Here is a 15,911-nt window from a genome sequence, read left to right as displayed (position 1 = left end):
TAAAAGACTAAACAACTTCGTAATTAGAAATGAAAAGAGGTTGTATTTTTATGTTTTCAATGATGTAATAACCTTTTAAACGAATGATATAGTTATAATGCTGGGTATTTCCACTCAGCATTATAAAAAAGGAATTCTTATGAAGAAGAGGAGCTATTTCACTATTTTAACTGTTGAATAAGCACAAATTAAAACTGAGGACGAGGTCCCCAACCAACAATAGCAATTAAAATCATAGGTAATACAAAGAACACCAGGCTCATGACTGCCCAAAATTGGCGTGTCCCTTTAGGTAATTCATTAAAGCTTTTCAAAAGAAGATTAATCCTTTCTTCAGAAAAGTATTTATAGATGGTTAATACCCAAACAAAACCAATCGGAAGGACTACAAATTTGCTTGGAATATATTTAGCTGCATCCCATATTAATGCTCTTTGCAGGATTATTAGTATCAACATAAGCGTACAAAATTGACTTAATGCAAGTACCATAGCAGCACTAAATCGTGGGCTTTGATTTTTAAATTTTGAGTAATACTTGTACGTACTTATAAAAATTCGACTATACATCATTCCCTTTTTTGTTACTAATCTTTTTCATCAATCATTTTTTGAATACTATCTGATATACTTCGACCTGTAGCAGCTGTGGAAATCAGATTACCAACAAACCATGTGACACCAATTGCGGTACCATATACAGGTATAAACCCTGCCGGACCCATTGCGAGGTCAATTGCATGTTTTGTCGTAAATCCACGTTCACCAACTGCTGCGTCGGTTAAAGTTAACGCAATCCCAAGCGCTCCAACCTTTTGCACATTAAACTTATCTATTATCATATCTCTCGTAAGACGAAAGATACATGGATAGAACCTTAGTAATAAAGTTACCACCTGGTAATGCAAAAACACCAAAATACTTTGAAAAGAGCACATTATCCCCCTTAAATTGAGTAACAATAATATCTTCCATATTAAAGCCCTTCGTATCAACAAGTATTTCATTTAACCCCCTTATTTCTAATTTAATTCCTTTTCTTATACCTACAGATTCCCAATCACCAGCAACCATCCAAAATCCATAAACATTCACTGTATTATTCCCATTTACTTCTGCGATAAACTTAAATGTTCTTAGCAATTCTCCTAATTTCGTTAATTCAATAACATAATAATCATTAAAAAAATCAGGATAGAATAATGATACATGTTTCAAAAATGTGAAACGATCTGAAATTTCATCAATGCTATCGACTGATAACATTTCCAAATAGGTTGAATAACTTATAGAATCCCGATAATATAATTTAGGATCATTAATTTCAGATTTTAATTGGGCAGCCATATCAGACAACGTTCTTTTGTTCCATTTAATGTTTATCTCATCTAAGGAGGATGATTGTCCATAAAGCGTGGTGCTAATTAATAAGGCGAATATCCATCTCATAAAGATTGCGGTTTAGGCATTTTTTTTCATATCTAAAGGTTTAGGGTTAGGCGTTCAATTGATCTGCGGCTCTGCTCTGGGAGTTACCCCATTTTCTTTTCTCATAAAGGACCAAATAATGGATGCCGCCAATTTACCAGTTACTATATCTGTAACAATTGATGGCAAAAAACGATTTTTACGGGAACGACTGACCAGGTTATCCTTAATGCAACAGCAGCATTTAACAATTTTAAAGATGCTTCAGGCATGAATAATGCAGCTAAAGGAACCTTTATAAATAGCCAAATTGGAACGCCTTCATTGAAGGCGATGGCTACAAACATTGACAATGGTCCACATGACAGAATATCGCCGCGCTGGAAAATCCTGCAAAAGGTAAACAATAAAAGTGCTTTAGGGAAAATCATCGCAAATAATGATAAAAAGATGGATGAAAAGTGCTCAAGTGTCAAGCCTGATAAAATTCGCACCGACATACCTTTTATGAAGGAATCCTTTTTAACGTTATTAAAAATACGTTATAAGGAATTATAATTAGCTCAAACTGTTTGGCATTGAAAAATAAAGCGAGGTACTTAATTCTACTTTTGCATGTTAAAATAGGAAAAAATCAGAACTTAGATGTATATAAATCAATACTACAAATATAAGACATGGTCAATCGAGGACACAACCAGCCGAAATCAAACGGCTTGAAAAATATGCCCGCCGGAATCGATCAATCTTTTTACCGAAAGATTGGACAAGTAACAAGAAGCGTTGCAAAGCCGTCGGTATACCTAAAGAAAGGCGTGTATACCGCAGTAAAATAGATCTTTCTTTGGATATAGTAAAACTGCAGGTTAATCTGGGCACTAGGTTTGAAATTGTTGGTGCTGATGGACTTTATGGAAACAGTAATCATTTCCGTCAAACACTTGACGATATGGAGCTTCTTTATGTACTCGATGTTCATATAGACCAATATGTATACCAGGAACCTCCAAATATTTATCTATCCGAAAAGCAAGGAGAAAGGGGCCGTAATCCAACCCGGTATAAATCAGATAGTAAAGCTGTCAAAATAAGAGAGCTATGCCCGGAAAAGAGTTCTAAAAAATGGCGCCAAATACGTTTAAGACAAACAGGTAAAGGAGACTTAGTATGTAAGGGGTATTTACAAACAGTTTATACCTGGGATGGTGAAAGTGAAGATTATAGAAGACTGGTGATGATAATACGGGCAATGCCTACTCCTTCTGGAGAAATTGAATATAAATATGCATTGAGTAATAGCAGGGAAGATGAGTTTGAATCCACTCCTCATGTACAGGGTAAGAATATTCCAGGTGGAGTGCGTGCCGCCGATCCTGCGGACTTTCCCAGAAATAACAGATTCACGACTCCAGGTGTAATTTTTAAATTAAATTAAGCGATATGAGTACAATACTTACATGGATATCTGATTGGGTGCGTTCTCAATGCAATGGCGACTGGGAGCATATGTATGGAATTAATATCGGTATATCCGACAATCCTGGCTGGCACGTTACTATTGACCTGGCTGAGACTAATTTGGAAAATTTAGAAATGGTAATTCAGGAAGACAAAACAGAGGATGATTGGTATTTTGTGAAGGTTAAAAACAAAGAGTATTTTGCTGCAGGAGATCTAACCAAACTAGAATTGTTGCTGGAAAAATTTAAAGAATTAGTAGAAATGTATCCTGATAACATTTGATAGCAAACAACTTAAGAATAAGAAGGCACCTCATTTCCTTATTTAAGGAACAAACGGATATCAAACAGATTGCTGCCGTTAAAACCGAGATAGAAAGCCGCATGAATGATTTTGATCATGCAAATAATATAACTGATGAATTGTACCAGTATCAGCCATTTATACTTTCGACAATAATAGGGTATAACATGGATGTTGCTATAGAAGACTTACCAGACCTGATTAAATTGTATGTACTGATCTGGATTTTTTACAGAGACAAAAAGAATATACGCAAGATAAAAATCACAGAATAGCAATACAGTAAGCAGGAATCCAGATTGTAGCGATGCTGAAAAAGTATGAAACAACAATATCTGCAGCGGCTAAAAATAAAATGATAGATGATGATCTAAATATTTTTTTCTAAATCTCTGTATGCAATGTTAGTATCGGAGTGCCGGGAGAATGAAATACTACATAGATTAAAATCGTAAGCCAGGAGGGGATGTATATGCAGGATATATTACCCTTATAAAATATTTTGACGAGATTATTGCGAAATAGTATTTCTGTACCCTATAATGGAGGGATAGAAACCTATACTGATACTCCCGAAAAGGAAATGTCACATGGTCTAAGGTACTTTCAAAACGCTACAGGGTATCAAAATATAGTAGGACAAAATAACCAAGAAACGGCTAAACTAAGAAGAGAAGCTATTTACAGTTATTATTGATCCAGGAATGCAGCAAATGACCAACAATGTCGATACGAAATGGCCAAAAGGTCAACCTACAGAAAATGATGATAACGCAAGATCTGCAAATAAATTAGGTGGACAACAAAATTTAAAATACAACTATCCCCCCAATTCAATTAATTTCAATACATTAACATTCCAATTTTCATTAAATAGGAAAAATGAAACACATATATGTACTATTATTTTTAACATTCTTCACTCATACCCTCTGGGCTCAGGAAATAAAGGATAGTACCAATATTGTACTTGTAAGGGGATCTATAAGCCAAGGAGATAGGTGGGAACGCAAAATCAGGGTCTATGCCGATAGTTTAAACTACTATTCAGACAAAACTTTACCACATTTCATAACTGATGAATGTTTTGACGTTACATTTACTGCTTCAAAAGCGGCTGATGATTATGAATCACCAAGATGGGCAATTCTTGAAAGAGTATATAATAATATCACTCTTCAAAAGATTATTAAAACCCAAAACAAATCACTTGATAAAAAATGCTCTATCAAAATGCCATTTGAAGATTCTAATTATAAAGCGTCATTTCGGCAACTGGCCCAAAAAAGGCTACAACAGATCAAAGACAAACCTGGGGCTCAATTAATTCAATAATTAAAACGCGATATATATGTTCAGGTAGCTGATGACCATTCATCAGCTACTTTATCTTTAGAAAAAAGTAGTGATTTAAAGGTAAAGATGATGATAGGTTTTCGCATATTATCGCTACCAATTAATAAAATTTAAAGGCATATACTCCAATCTATTTGTTTGTAACCTGATTAGGTGGAGTAATATATAAACCTTTTAGGTTCTTACAATAAAACAGATCCCATATTACCTTTCCACCTTCAAGTTCTATGAATATGCCACCTACATTAATTCCACCTATATGCAATTTCCCACTTATTCTTGATTCATCTAAATATGAAATTAGTTCCAAATCGTAATATTTCCTCTTTTGAATAGGTACTCCTACATTTAAAATACTTTTGGGAGAGGCAATTTTCAAAACTTTGCCGTCTTTTTTAGCATATATTACATACACTGACCCTACAGAATCGATACGTTGTATTTTATACCTATATATAGGCATGTGGATGGTATCAAATAGAGATTGGGAATACACTTTGATTGAAGAAAATAATAAAAATAAAATTCCTACGTGCACTCTCATAATGTTTTCATTTGTGTCTTTGAATATATATAATGAGAAGCAGGAGAATACAATTATACCCACGAATATATACCTAAAAAAGATTGAAAATAAGATGAAAAAATTAATACTCGCTTTTATTGTATGCGTTGTTTCAACATATAGTCTTTATTCTCAGAATAAAATAATCAAAGGGCGAGTGATGTCTGATCATTTTGAAACTGGGTCATTAGTAACAATTATGATTAATGATACAGCTAAAGTTGGCAGCACAGATTTCGATGGTTTTTTCCAAATAGACATCCCTGTCTCCGTGAATAAAATATTATTTTGGTCTGTTGGAATGGAAACAGCAACTATTAACCTTGTAGATAAATGTGATGAATTAGAGGTTGTAATGATGTTAAGCTGTACTTATGATTTTATGACTCTTAAGAAGGTAGATAGGCTTCGAAAGAAACAATTTGATAAGCTGCCAGAATTACATAAAGAAGCATTTGAGAAAGGTATATTTAAAACAGATAAACCTTGTTATATACAAGAGTTTAAACCTTATTATAAGAAAAAACCAAAGTGAAGTTAAAACAATAACAACAAAGCCGCAGTGATGCTGCTTTATTTTATTGAGCAATCAATTGCGAAAAATTATCCTTTATTTTTTATTAGAGACAGTCAGGCCAATCATTGATGGCTAGCTGTTCATCTTTGCCCAAAGTATCAACTAAAAAACTTTTTTTCATCAGTTCACGGTTCTTAGAATTTACTTCTTTAAAAAGTTCATTAGCCTGAAACAGTTCTGGCAGTTCTACACCAGGAGCTTTTTCCATACTAATCACAGCAGAAAATGAAGGTCCGTTTTGCCGCCTTCAATTCATTCAGCCTAAGATTAGAATGAGAAAGGATTACCACTTTCTAATTTCCAATACCCCATTTATTCTACCCTTATTTCCCTGACCGTTCCATTCCCCGGCAGGTCTACCGCCACTACCACAACCTTGCCACCAGCCGGTAAACCCGCAGCCTTATAATACCAATCCACGCCATTCCGACCTAAAACCGCCTTCCCTCTTTCCAGCATTACACCCGCTGCATCATGCACCCGTACTTCCACTTCCGCTACCCTGAATTCTTCCTTTGCCGTTACCACTAAGGTCTCGTCTTCGAACTGAATATTCTGAATCTCGGGCGACTTGTAAGCATCTTTCACGGCCATATTATAGGCATTCTGGCCCGGTCCGGCCAGTGATTTATAATATGCCTTTATATCAGGATCCTGTATGATCACCTTTGCATAAGCTGCCGCAACGCGCATCTTATACCTCGCTTCCAGCTGCTTTTTAGTCGGCTTGTTCTTTGACGGACCACGCTTCTTCGCTATGATAATCTGCCCGTTCCGTTTATAAATTGTGAATTGATTGCCGAGAGTGCCCTCCACGGACTGAAGTAGTAAGTTATCCTTGACAATAGCCATAACAAACAATTTTGGGGTTGTAAGATCAATTTAAAACAATTCTTTGAAAGAATAATGCGACAATAACGCCAAATGAGTACTAACACATCACTTAATGGGCACCTCAATATCAAATTGATATAAAGATGTCCTTTTAATGTACTTATGGTAACCTGATAATATTATAGCTTAGCTATTAATCTTACCCCTCGGAAAAATTGTTCTCTTTGATTATTTTTAGCAAATGAATATCATCCCTCAGCTGAAAGAACTGGCCGAAAGATATGACGTCGAAGAAATGGATGCCCTGGTAGAAAGCCTTTCACCTACCCAACTGGAAGAATATAAGGAAGAAATAATTGCCGCCTATGATATGGTTTACTCCTATGGTGTGTATGACCTGGACTGCGATAAAGTAAGCAACCCGGAAGACTTTATCTTTTACCTGCTCGGTATTATCGACTCCATTCAGCATTTCTTTCCCGATCAGCTATACTCCCAGGAACGGGGCTATTGTTACCAAAACCTGGCAGATCGTGCGAAAGTATTTGAGGATAAGGTACGTTACATCCAGGAAGCTATCCGCATTTACAACATCGCTCCACAAACCACCGACATACAAATGTCTATGGTGAGGGCGCTGACGGATAAAATGGAAATCACAAAGCAATTCACGACTGAAGCGTTCACTGAATTACTGTATTTTTTCAGACCTGTGCTCAGGGATATCACTGCTATCAGGGCGTTGGTTCATCTATGCTTCAGGGTACGCAGTCTTCCTTTTGAGCAGAACCATTACTGGCATCAGCGGCTGTTACATGAGTTCGAAGGCGCTATGCATGAACTGGCAGAAAAACATCCACTCGTTTACCTCGACTGGGCTGAAACTTACCATTACATCCTCTTTCACGACTCGCCGGAAATTGATACAGCATACAAGGCTATAATGGTCGCGCAAACAGCCTTGCTGTTACAGCCACTTGAAGGCCATTATACAGAAGATCCTGAACTGCTGAACCGTTTGGGCAAAGGATTTGCAGATACTGCCAAAAGATTGAAAGAGAACGATTTGAAACTGGCATATTACTGGATTTCGGTAGAGTTTTTCACCAAAGGTCATGTACAACAGCCCGCTGCCTGGACCTTTCCTGTATATGCCACTAACGCATTGCTTGCCATCGCGCAGATCTATCATGAGCAGGGGGCTTACGAAAAACTGATCAATACCTTTGAACACGGACTACAGCTTTTTGCACAGGTATATAAGCATGAAGAGGATTTTCAGCTGAATCTTTACTGGGGCGATTTCCTGCTTGCCTATACCGGAATGGCCTACGATTACAAGTCTCCCTCCATCAACCACCAGGCAGAAGAAAAGCTGCAACTGGCGGCCGTACTGGGCAGAAATTACTATTCACATCCTTACATTTCCATGGCAAGGCTTGCCATAAAATCAGGCAATAAAGAAAAATGTGTACAACTATTGCTACAATGCAGAGATGCGATACGTTCTACCGGGTATGATGCTTACGACCTGGGCGAAGTATTGCGCGACGAGGATTTCAGGGAGATATGGGACCAGCTGTCCTGACCCTTACAGCTTTCTACCTGCAGGTCTGAAATACCAGGATACCACGGTCAGTATTGCAAATACCAGTGGTGCTATGAAATGTGCAAATTGATCTCCTGCAGCAATGTGAGAAATGACAGCGCCTGTCATGGCAAAGAAAAATCCTGCATACGCCCATTCTTTTACCAGCGGAAACCGGGGTGTGAGGATCGCGATGACACCCAATATTTTCCACACCCCAAGGATGGTCATGAAATAAAGCGGGTATCCCAAATGGATAATTCCATCCACATTGTCCTTTTGTCTGAGAATCTGCGCTATTCCCCCTACAAACATAAATAAGGAAAGGAAAATAGTCGCTGTCCAATAGATGATATTGTTTCGCTTTGTCATTATGTAGCTATTTGACTACAAATATATGCGTAGCTATTTAACTACGCAAATTTTCTCTAATAAATTTTCAGATCGTCTTTGTATGCTTTTTTGTAAAGTGTCATGATTTTATCAAGGATAGCCGCGCGTTCATCTGAGTTAATGTCAGTATTATCATCCCATTGAGCAATTGTTTCAGGGTTAATGACTGCAAACCTCGCTGCGATCTCACACAGCAGGGCACGGTCATTTTCCTGGTAAAACAAGGTTTCTCCACGGTAGAGGATCAGTAACCCATATTTATTACCGTCTTCTTCGTACCGGTAGGCCCGTTGATCGGTTTTTAATTCATTTATAATGGCTATTGTTGCTTTTGAGTATTTCCTTTTGCTCATTATCAGGTTGTCTTATAAATGTACCAGCCATCTCCTATTTCTTTCAACATGATCAATCAGCCGGGATTCATTTCAGGTAAATCTTTTTTGTGTGCGATGTAAAGATAACCAACTGTATTGTCAACCATTCCATCAATTGAGAAATTGATACTTTCATAGGCATTACTTATCAATAATCGTTGCTAACAGTTCGCTCTCAAATATTGCTTTTGGGGAAATCACCACTTCATCTTTCGGAATATTATTCCCATATCGTTCTTTCATCTTAGCTTTGACCACATCACTCGTCAGATCAAAATCACTTAACTTCTCCAATTTTCCGATTTCAATACCTGTGGCCCGTTGATAAACTTTCCAGATGAGTTCTGAACAATACATCCGGTCATCACTCCATTCAAAAGTAAGGTCGTAATTTTTACCGGTAAACGTCTTTCCTACCTGCTGCATTTTTTTCAACGCATCTGGCGTCAACACTTTATCCGCATTCTTCAGTCGTTTAATCACATAATGGCCACCTTTCCCTCTCGCAATCCATTGATCCAGCGGCGTTCGCTTTACCGGCTGCACGACTTCGAACACATAAAATTTATCGCCTTCTTTATACACGATTCCACAATGAGAGTACCTGGATTTTGTGGCCAACCGGATCGCCTTGCTTTGTGCGGACTGAGAGGTCTGGAAAATCAGATCTCCACTGTGAATGGCAAGGGGAGTTACAAATCTTTTTCTGGCGTTTACACCAATGAACAGGGTCAAACCTAAAAGGGCAATAATGAGTATTCCTTTCTTCATATGTATTGTCAATACAAGGTAATAGATTTTAGACAAACGGTTTATGCATAATATTCTTCTTTTTGCCCCTTTCCTTTCTTATATTCGGTTATAACACGCTGAAATGTTGACCTTATGAAAAGCGTAGCAGGCCTTCTTATAGCTGTATTAATATGCATCTCCTCTTTTACATTGGCTCCTCCGGGAGACGAGGTATATAGGAAGTATTGCGCAGGCTGCCATGGTGGCCAACTACAGGGCGGTGCAGCTACCGCACTGATCAAACCTACGTGGAAATTCGGAAATGACAGGGCATCGATTCTGCATACCATCCGAACCGGCATTCCTAAAACTGAAATGATCAAATGGCAGGGAGTGATCCCAGATGCTGATATTCAGGCGGTAACGGACTATATTCTCAAAGCACAACATTCTCCACAGATCGTCAAAAAAGAGAAAAAGCCCTTACTGGTCAAAACAAAGTTGTATTCACTACGCATCCAGGAACTGATCACCAGGGGAATCACCGATCCCTATGGTATTGAATTTGTCAATGCACACCGTGCCCTGATAACCGGGAAAAGAGGTGAATTGTATTGGGTATTGGATGGAAAACTGGATACGCATAAGATCACCGGGGTACCCGAAACATATGCCTACGACAATTTTGGCGGGCTGATGGACCTGGCACTTGATCCGGATTATGCCAAAACAGGCTGGATATACCTGGCTTACAGTCACAATACAGTGCATTCAAAAGATAAGAAAACACCGGGAATGACCCGGATTGTAAGAGGTAAGATCAAAAATTACCAGTGGCAGGATGAGCAGGTACTATTCCAGGTGCCGGATTCACTACAGGTCGGTGGCGGTACCCGTTGGGGTTGCCGGTTCTTAATTGATAAACAGGGCTATCTTTATTTCACCATTGGTGATATGGACCATGCAGCATATGCCCAGGACCTGGCAAAGCCAGCCGGCAAGGTATACCGCATTCACAGGGATGGTTCTATTCCTACAGACAATCCATTTTATGGCCAGACGGACCGTTTACAGGCCATTTATACCTGGGGTAACAGGAATGCCCAGGGAATTGCCCAACACCCCGTTACGGGCCTTATTTATGAAACAGAACATGGCCCACAGGGTGGAGATGAACTCAATCTGCTGAAAAGCGGTGCTAATTATGGCTGGCCAGCCATTACGTATGGCATAGGGTACGATGGTAGTATTATATCCAATGAAACCAGCCACGAAGGCATGGAGCAGCCTGTTACTTACTGGACCCCATCCATCGCTGTCAGTGCCATTGAGTTTGTAAAAGGACCGCTGTTTTTAAAATGGAAAAACAACCTGCTGGTCACCGCTTTAAAATATCAAGAAGTAAGACGACTCGTCATTAACAAAGATAAAGTGACTGAACAGGAAATCCTGTTAAAAGGCTATGGCCGGGTCAGGGATGTGAAGATAGGTCCGGATGGTGCGATATACGTGATCACCAATAGTCCGGATGCGCTGTTACGAATTACGCCACGTTAATAAATAACATAATTATGAAAACAACCTTTATTGCAATCGCGATCATCTTTACGCATGTATCATTATTCGCCCAGCACTCACTGGAAAAGTTATGGCAGACGGATACCCTGCTTACTACCCCGGAATCTGCCCTGCTGGCGCCCAGTGGACAGTTCTTATACGTTTCCAGCATGGGTACTAAACAGGAAGGCAGCGGCTATATCAGTAAAGTAGCACTGGATGGTAAGATCATTACCAAAGAATGGGTCAGGGGCTTGAATGCCAACAAGGGCATGGGATTGTATAAAGGTCATCTGTATGTGGCGGAGCTGACAGCTGTAGCCGAGATTGATGTCAAAACCAGTACCATCGTACGCAGGATCCCCATCGAAGGTGCAAAGATGCTCAATGACATTACCATAGATGCCAAAGGTGTGGTGTATGTAAGTGATTCCAGAGCCAACAAAATTCACAGAATTAAAGATGGGCAACCAGCTGTGTACCTTGAAAACATGGATAATGCAAATGGGTTATTGGCAGTTGGGTCCATGCTCTATGCATTGACTAACGGTAAACTGGTACAAATAGATGCGCAGAAAAACCCTACTATCATTGCAGAAGGATTGGAAGGCAGTACAGATGGAATTGTGCAGGTAAAAGAAAATGAATTCGTGATAAGTGGCTGGCAGGGTATTATCTATTATGTAAAGACAGACGGTTCCAAACAGGTATTGCTTGACACCCGCGAGCAAAAAAGTAATACTGCTGATATATGGTATAATGCAGCGACACAAACATTATATGTACCTACCTTTTTTAAAAATACGATTGTAGCCTATAAATTAAAATAAAACTTTTTTTGAGTGCGCAAAAAAACTGCGCACTTGCGTCCAACCTTTGTATTGTTATCACAAACGAAAACAAAAACCGTCATGAGATTCAATACATCAAAGAAGGACGTATCCTCCACTGTTAACTACGAAGGTGCAAGGGCTTACAACCTTACACCAGAGCTGGAACTGTATAGTGCTGTTGTTACAGCTTCTTTCCATGACCAGTTTTATGAAGGAAGTGAAAACCGGCTGGTGCGCATACGTGAGCTGATCAAAAAAAATGATCCGCAGTTCGTAGCCCGCCTGGCTGTATATGCCCGTGAAAAAATGTACCTGCGTAGTATTCCGCTGGCGCTGGCTGTAGAGCTGGCGAAGGTGCATACTGGAAATGCATTGGTGAGTAATATGGTGAACAGAGTAGTACAGCGCGCAGATGAAATTACTGAGCTGCTGGCATGCTATGCCCTGTCTAATAAACGACAGGAGACTAAAAAGTTACATCGCCTGAGCAAGCAGATACAAAAGGGACTGTCGATGGCATTCAACAAATTTGATGAATATCAGTTTGCAAAATATAACCGCGCAGCGGCAGTAACATTAAAAGATGCCCTGTTTATTGTTCATCCAAAACCAAAGGATGATGATCAGCAGTTACTGTTCGATAAAATTGCGCAGGATGAACTACAGGTACCCTATACCTGGGAGACGACCCTGACAACTACCGGTCAGGTAAAGTATTCCGACGCTGGCGATAGGCAAAAGGCCTTTCGCTATGCGTGGGAACAATTGATCGACTCTAACATGATGGGGTATATGGCAATGATACGTAACCTGCGTAACCTATTGCAGGCAGATGTGGATGACAGGATTATTAAAAAGGTTTGTGCACACCTGACTGATGAAAAAGCAGTATTGCATTCAAAGCAATTGCCTTTTAGATTTTTGTCTGCCTACCGTGAATTGAAACAGGTAAAACATAAAAGAACAAAGGATGTGCTGGAAGCGCTGGAAACAGCAATAAAGATTTCAGTACAGCACCTGAAGGGATTTGATGATGATACGCGTATCGTGATTGCCTGTGATGTATCTGGTTCTATGCAGACAGCCTTATCAGCACGAAGTGTGGTGAAATACTATGATATTGGATTATTGCTAGGTATGTTGCTGCAGTATAAATGCAAAAATGTGATAACGGGTATGTTTGGTGATAAGTGGAAGGTGGTTGATCTTCCTAAGAAGAATATACTGGCAAATGTGGATGCGTTTTACAGGAGAGAAGGTGAGGTGGGTTATAGCACGAATGGTTATAAAGTATTGGCTGATCTGATAAAGAGTAAACATGTAGCGGATAAGGTGATGATGTTTACAGATTGCCAGATGTGGGATAGTACAACGAATAATCAGAATGATCAGAATACGCTGGCAGCGCAGTGGCAGCTGTATAAATACATGGTTCCACATGCGAAGTTGTATTTGTTTGATTTGGCTGGATTAGGTCAGACACCGGTGAGTGTGGGGGGAAATGATGTGTTTTTGATAAGTGGGTGGAGTGATAAGGTATTTGAGATATTAGCAGCGATAGAGAACGGGCAGGATGCGGTGAAGCATATAAAGGCGTTGACATTCTAGTTTGTTTATGCCCTGAGATTCATTCATAGTTAAACCTCAAAAAATAGTAAAGCGAAGGTGTCGTTATAACGGGTTACTTCATTCTTTAAATTGAAAAAAACCGACCCTTATTCTTTTTACCCTTTTGGCTTTCTAAAAGCTCGTCTTTGGACGGGCTTTTTTTATTTTGAAAATGCGGCGATCGAAACGATAAAAACCAATACAGTGGCTGTTTTTATTTGTTTTTTCGGGTTGAAATTATTTACCTTTGGAGGGTCAAATTATTCAATTTATTCACGTTTAAAAATGTAAAATCATGTATGGCGGTTATGCAGAACACGAAAGATATATGGAAATAATGAGAAAGGCACGGGAACGGGTAAAGAACGATCCGGAATACAGGCAGCAAGTTATTGACAAATTAGGGTTGGAAAAACTTTTTAGCCAAATGACTGAGGAACACTGGGAAATAGCAGATAGAAGATATGGTGTATCAGACAAAAAATCTTAAACCAGACATATGAATAATTCAAGTATCATTTATTCATCTGACCAGGGGCTTTTATTGGGTTTCCATGGAGGTGATCAATCCATTGAAGGATCAAATCATTTAATTTATTCACGTTTAAAAATATAAAATTATGTACGGTGGTTATGCAGAACACGAAAGAGATATGGAAATGCTGAAAAAGGCCCGGGAACGCGTAAAGAACGATCCGGTATATCGGGAAGCGTTTATTAAAAAATTAGGATTGGAAGAACTTTTTAGCCAAATGACTGAGGAACACTGGGAAATAGCAGATAGAAGATATGGTGTATCAGACAAAAAATCTTAAAACTCACATATGAATAATTCAAGAATCATTTATTCATCTGACCAGGGTCTTTTATTGGGTTTCCATGGATGTGATCAATCCATTGAAGGATCAAATCATTTATTTTTCTTCACTTTTAAAAACTAAAATTTATGTACGGTGGTTATGCAGAATACCAAAGGCATATGGAAATGCTGAGAAAAGCACGGGAACGGGTAAAGAACGATCCGGAATATAGGAAAGAATTAATTGAAGAATTAGGATTGGAAGAACTTTTCAGCCAAATGACTGAGGAACATTGGAAGATAGCAGATAGAAGATATGGTGTATCAGACAAAAAATCTTAAAACTCACATATGAATAATTCAAGAATCATTTATTCATCTGACCAGGGTCTTTTATTGGGTTTCCATGGATGTGATCAATCCATCAGGGACCAAATCATTCTGGGTCAGATTAGGATGAAAGCCAGCCATAATGGATATGACTGGCTTGGATCAGGAATTTATTTTTGGCAAAACAATCATGCAAGAGCGATGGACTTTGCTAAAAATCCACCTGGTAAAAGTAAAATAGATAATCCGGCTGTACTGGGAGCGGTTTTTAGCCTTGGAAATTGTCTTGATCTCACTGACAAATCGTATATCGATAGAATCAGGGAATCATATTATCTTTTAAAAGACACATTCTGTGAGATAAACACTCCTATGCCTAAAAACAGGCCTGCCCCGGGATCTCTTAATCCAAAAGATAAAGTATTACGGGGTTTGGATTACAACGTAATTGAAACATTACATAGGGAAATAATCAAAACCGGAGAAATCCCCTTCGACACAGTCCGCTGCGTCTTCATAGAAGGCAATCCCATCTACGAAGACTCCGGCTTCTACGACCAAACCCATATCCAGGTCTGTGTTCGTAATCCAAACTGTATCAAAGGCTTCTTCCTCCCAAGACTCGAAGACCCGGAATGGTATAAAGCGGCATAAATAAACAACCACTTATGCGTGAAAAATTTAACCCCTAATGAAATTTAATCCTTCACCCCACTATTCCCCAATAAATACAGCCCACTCAGAAACGAATCCATCCCCTCGCCAATCCAGTAATGCCCCCCACTTCATTTTCCACCTTGTCACTTTAACTACGCCATCCCTCCATTCGCTCCTATGTTCTGCCCACTGATCCACTTCGCATCATCACTCACCAAAAAAGCCACCACCTTCGCTATATCCTCCGGCTCACCAATCCTGTTAAACGCTGACAATCCCGCCAACCTCTCCAACGCCTCAGGCGTCTTCCCATTCAGAAACAACTCTGTATTAGTAGGACCAGGAGATACCACATTCACATTAATTCCCCTTGCCCCTACCTCTTTCGCAAATACACGTGTCATCTGCTCTACCGCTCCCTTGGTAGCTACATAAGGCCCATAAGTAGGCAATAATAAACGGGTAGTAGAAGAAGAGAAGTTGATAATAGTCCCATTATTACTCCACTTACACACCC

General features: G+C 39.2%; 24 protein-coding genes. 14 read left to right on the top strand and 10 right to left on the bottom strand.

What is annotated here, in order from left to right; all coding sequences use genetic code 11:
• Positions 1-188: 188 nt before the first annotated feature.
• The 3 genes from BW716_RS32615 to BW716_RS32605 form a co-directional block, all read right to left on the bottom strand.
• Positions 189-458 carry a hypothetical protein gene (locus tag BW716_RS32615; RefSeq protein WP_083730248.1) on the bottom strand — a complete coding sequence of 90 codons (270 nt, stop codon included), beginning with the start codon at positions 456-458 and terminating at the stop codon, positions 189-191.
• 128 nt (positions 459-586) lie between these two features.
• The gene (locus BW716_RS32610) at positions 587-841 is read right to left on the bottom strand and encodes a hypothetical protein (RefSeq protein ID WP_083730247.1); all 255 of its coding nucleotides are present in this window, start codon (positions 839-841) and stop codon (positions 587-589) included.
• Entirely contained in the window at positions 828-1,448 is a 621-nt protein-coding gene (locus BW716_RS32605) for a hypothetical protein (protein ID WP_083730246.1), read from the bottom strand. Before BW716_RS32605 ends, BW716_RS32610 begins: the two co-directional genes overlap by 14 nt.
• Positions 1,449-1,697: 249 nt before the next feature.
• Here BW716_RS32605 and BW716_RS32600 point away from each other — a divergent pair, with 249 nt between their 5' ends.
• The 5 genes from BW716_RS32600 to BW716_RS32580 all read left to right on the top strand — a co-directional run bounded on the left by BW716_RS32600 (position 1,698) and on the right by BW716_RS32580 (position 4,526).
• Complete coding sequence (locus BW716_RS32600) at positions 1,698-1,985, top strand: hypothetical protein (RefSeq protein ID WP_083730245.1); 288 nt, start codon at positions 1,698-1,700, stop codon at positions 1,983-1,985.
• 97 nt (positions 1,986-2,082) lie between these two features.
• Positions 2,083-2,862 (top strand): transposase, encoded by a 780-nt coding sequence (locus BW716_RS32595; protein WP_083730244.1) that lies wholly within the window; start codon positions 2,083-2,085, stop codon positions 2,860-2,862.
• 5 nt (positions 2,863-2,867) lie between these two features.
• Complete coding sequence (locus tag BW716_RS32590) at positions 2,868-3,170, top strand: Imm53 family immunity protein (protein WP_083730243.1); 303 nt, start codon at positions 2,868-2,870, stop codon at positions 3,168-3,170.
• Complete coding sequence (locus tag BW716_RS32585) at positions 3,167-3,466, top strand: hypothetical protein (RefSeq protein ID WP_083730242.1); 300 nt, start codon at positions 3,167-3,169, stop codon at positions 3,464-3,466. The genes BW716_RS32590 and BW716_RS32585 overlap by 4 nt, the downstream gene beginning before the upstream one ends.
• A gap of 607 nt (positions 3,467-4,073) precedes the next feature.
• Positions 4,074-4,526 (top strand): hypothetical protein, encoded by a 453-nt coding sequence (locus BW716_RS32580; RefSeq protein WP_083730241.1) that lies wholly within the window; start codon positions 4,074-4,076, stop codon positions 4,524-4,526.
• Positions 4,527-4,677: 151 nt separating this feature from the next.
• Here the strand turns inward: BW716_RS32580 and BW716_RS32575 are convergent, their stop codons facing one another.
• The gene (locus BW716_RS32575; RefSeq protein ID WP_143709162.1) at positions 4,678-5,091 is read right to left on the bottom strand and encodes a hypothetical protein; all 414 of its coding nucleotides are present in this window, start codon (positions 5,089-5,091) and stop codon (positions 4,678-4,680) included.
• A 94-nt stretch (positions 5,092-5,185) separates the two neighbouring features.
• Between BW716_RS32575 and BW716_RS32570 the strand changes: the two genes are divergently transcribed.
• On the top strand, positions 5,186-5,647 hold the full coding sequence (locus BW716_RS32570; RefSeq protein ID WP_143709161.1) for a hypothetical protein: 462 nt from the start codon (positions 5,186-5,188) through the stop codon (positions 5,645-5,647).
• A gap of 85 nt (positions 5,648-5,732) precedes the next feature.
• Here BW716_RS32570 and BW716_RS37225 read toward each other — a convergent pair whose 3' ends face one another.
• Positions 5,733-5,897 carry a hypothetical protein gene (locus tag BW716_RS37225; protein ID WP_179091371.1) on the bottom strand — a complete coding sequence of 55 codons (165 nt, stop codon included), beginning with the start codon at positions 5,895-5,897 and terminating at the stop codon, positions 5,733-5,735.
• Positions 5,898-6,001: 104 nt separating this feature from the next.
• Positions 6,002-6,541 (bottom strand): hypothetical protein, encoded by a 540-nt coding sequence (locus BW716_RS32565; RefSeq protein WP_083730238.1) that lies wholly within the window; start codon positions 6,539-6,541, stop codon positions 6,002-6,004.
• A gap of 223 nt (positions 6,542-6,764) precedes the next feature.
• Here BW716_RS32565 and BW716_RS32560 point away from each other — a divergent pair, with 223 nt between their 5' ends.
• Positions 6,765-8,111: a hypothetical protein gene (locus BW716_RS32560; protein ID WP_083730237.1), complete on the top strand. Its 1,347-nt coding sequence runs from the start codon at positions 6,765-6,767 to the stop codon at positions 8,109-8,111.
• Positions 8,112-8,114: 3 nt separating this feature from the next.
• Here BW716_RS32560 and BW716_RS32555 read toward each other — a convergent pair whose 3' ends face one another.
• The 3 genes from BW716_RS32555 to BW716_RS32545 form a co-directional block, all read right to left on the bottom strand.
• On the bottom strand, positions 8,115-8,483 hold the full coding sequence (locus BW716_RS32555) for a DoxX family protein (protein ID WP_083730236.1): 369 nt from the start codon (positions 8,481-8,483) through the stop codon (positions 8,115-8,117).
• Between the two features lie 56 nt (positions 8,484-8,539).
• Positions 8,540-8,857: a hypothetical protein gene (locus BW716_RS32550; RefSeq protein ID WP_083730235.1), complete on the bottom strand. Its 318-nt coding sequence runs from the start codon at positions 8,855-8,857 to the stop codon at positions 8,540-8,542.
• 162 nt (positions 8,858-9,019) lie between these two features.
• Positions 9,020-9,649, bottom strand: coding sequence for a YiiX family permuted papain-like enzyme (locus BW716_RS32545; protein ID WP_083730234.1), 630 nt, complete (start codon positions 9,647-9,649; stop codon positions 9,020-9,022).
• Between the two features lie 114 nt (positions 9,650-9,763).
• Here BW716_RS32545 and BW716_RS32540 point away from each other — a divergent pair, with 114 nt between their 5' ends.
• The 7 genes from BW716_RS32540 to BW716_RS32510 all read left to right on the top strand — a co-directional run bounded on the left by BW716_RS32540 (position 9,764) and on the right by BW716_RS32510 (position 15,391).
• On the top strand, positions 9,764-11,167 hold the full coding sequence (locus BW716_RS32540) for a PQQ-dependent sugar dehydrogenase (RefSeq protein WP_083730233.1): 1,404 nt from the start codon (positions 9,764-9,766) through the stop codon (positions 11,165-11,167).
• A gap of 14 nt (positions 11,168-11,181) precedes the next feature.
• Positions 11,182-11,997 carry an ATP/GTP-binding protein gene (locus BW716_RS32535; protein WP_083730232.1) on the top strand — a complete coding sequence of 272 codons (816 nt, stop codon included), beginning with the start codon at positions 11,182-11,184 and terminating at the stop codon, positions 11,995-11,997.
• A gap of 81 nt (positions 11,998-12,078) precedes the next feature.
• Entirely contained in the window at positions 12,079-13,608 is a 1,530-nt protein-coding gene (locus BW716_RS32530; RefSeq protein ID WP_083730231.1) for a TROVE domain-containing protein, read from the top strand.
• Between the two features lie 295 nt (positions 13,609-13,903).
• Positions 13,904-14,098: a hypothetical protein gene (locus BW716_RS32525; protein WP_083730230.1), complete on the top strand. Its 195-nt coding sequence runs from the start codon at positions 13,904-13,906 to the stop codon at positions 14,096-14,098.
• Between the two features lie 130 nt (positions 14,099-14,228).
• The gene (locus tag BW716_RS32520) at positions 14,229-14,423 is read left to right on the top strand and encodes a hypothetical protein (RefSeq protein ID WP_083730229.1); all 195 of its coding nucleotides are present in this window, start codon (positions 14,229-14,231) and stop codon (positions 14,421-14,423) included.
• Positions 14,424-14,554: 131 nt separating this feature from the next.
• Complete coding sequence (locus BW716_RS32515; RefSeq protein ID WP_083730228.1) at positions 14,555-14,749, top strand: hypothetical protein; 195 nt, start codon at positions 14,555-14,557, stop codon at positions 14,747-14,749.
• 9 nt (positions 14,750-14,758) lie between these two features.
• Entirely contained in the window at positions 14,759-15,391 is a 633-nt protein-coding gene (locus BW716_RS32510) for a hypothetical protein (protein ID WP_083730227.1), read from the top strand.
• Between the two features lie 155 nt (positions 15,392-15,546).
• Here the strand turns inward: BW716_RS32510 and BW716_RS32505 are convergent.
• Positions 15,547-15,911: SDR family oxidoreductase (locus BW716_RS32505; protein WP_143709160.1), on the bottom strand; the 365-nt coding region annotated here is incomplete at its 5' end.

Origin of the sequence: [Flexibacter] sp. ATCC 35208 (assembly GCF_001975825.1) — a bacterium.
Taxonomy (GTDB): Bacteria; Bacteroidota; Bacteroidia; order Chitinophagales; family Chitinophagaceae; genus Chitinophaga.
The sequence above is the reverse complement of the archived record's forward strand: the minus strand, read 5'-3'. Positions and strand labels throughout refer to the sequence as shown.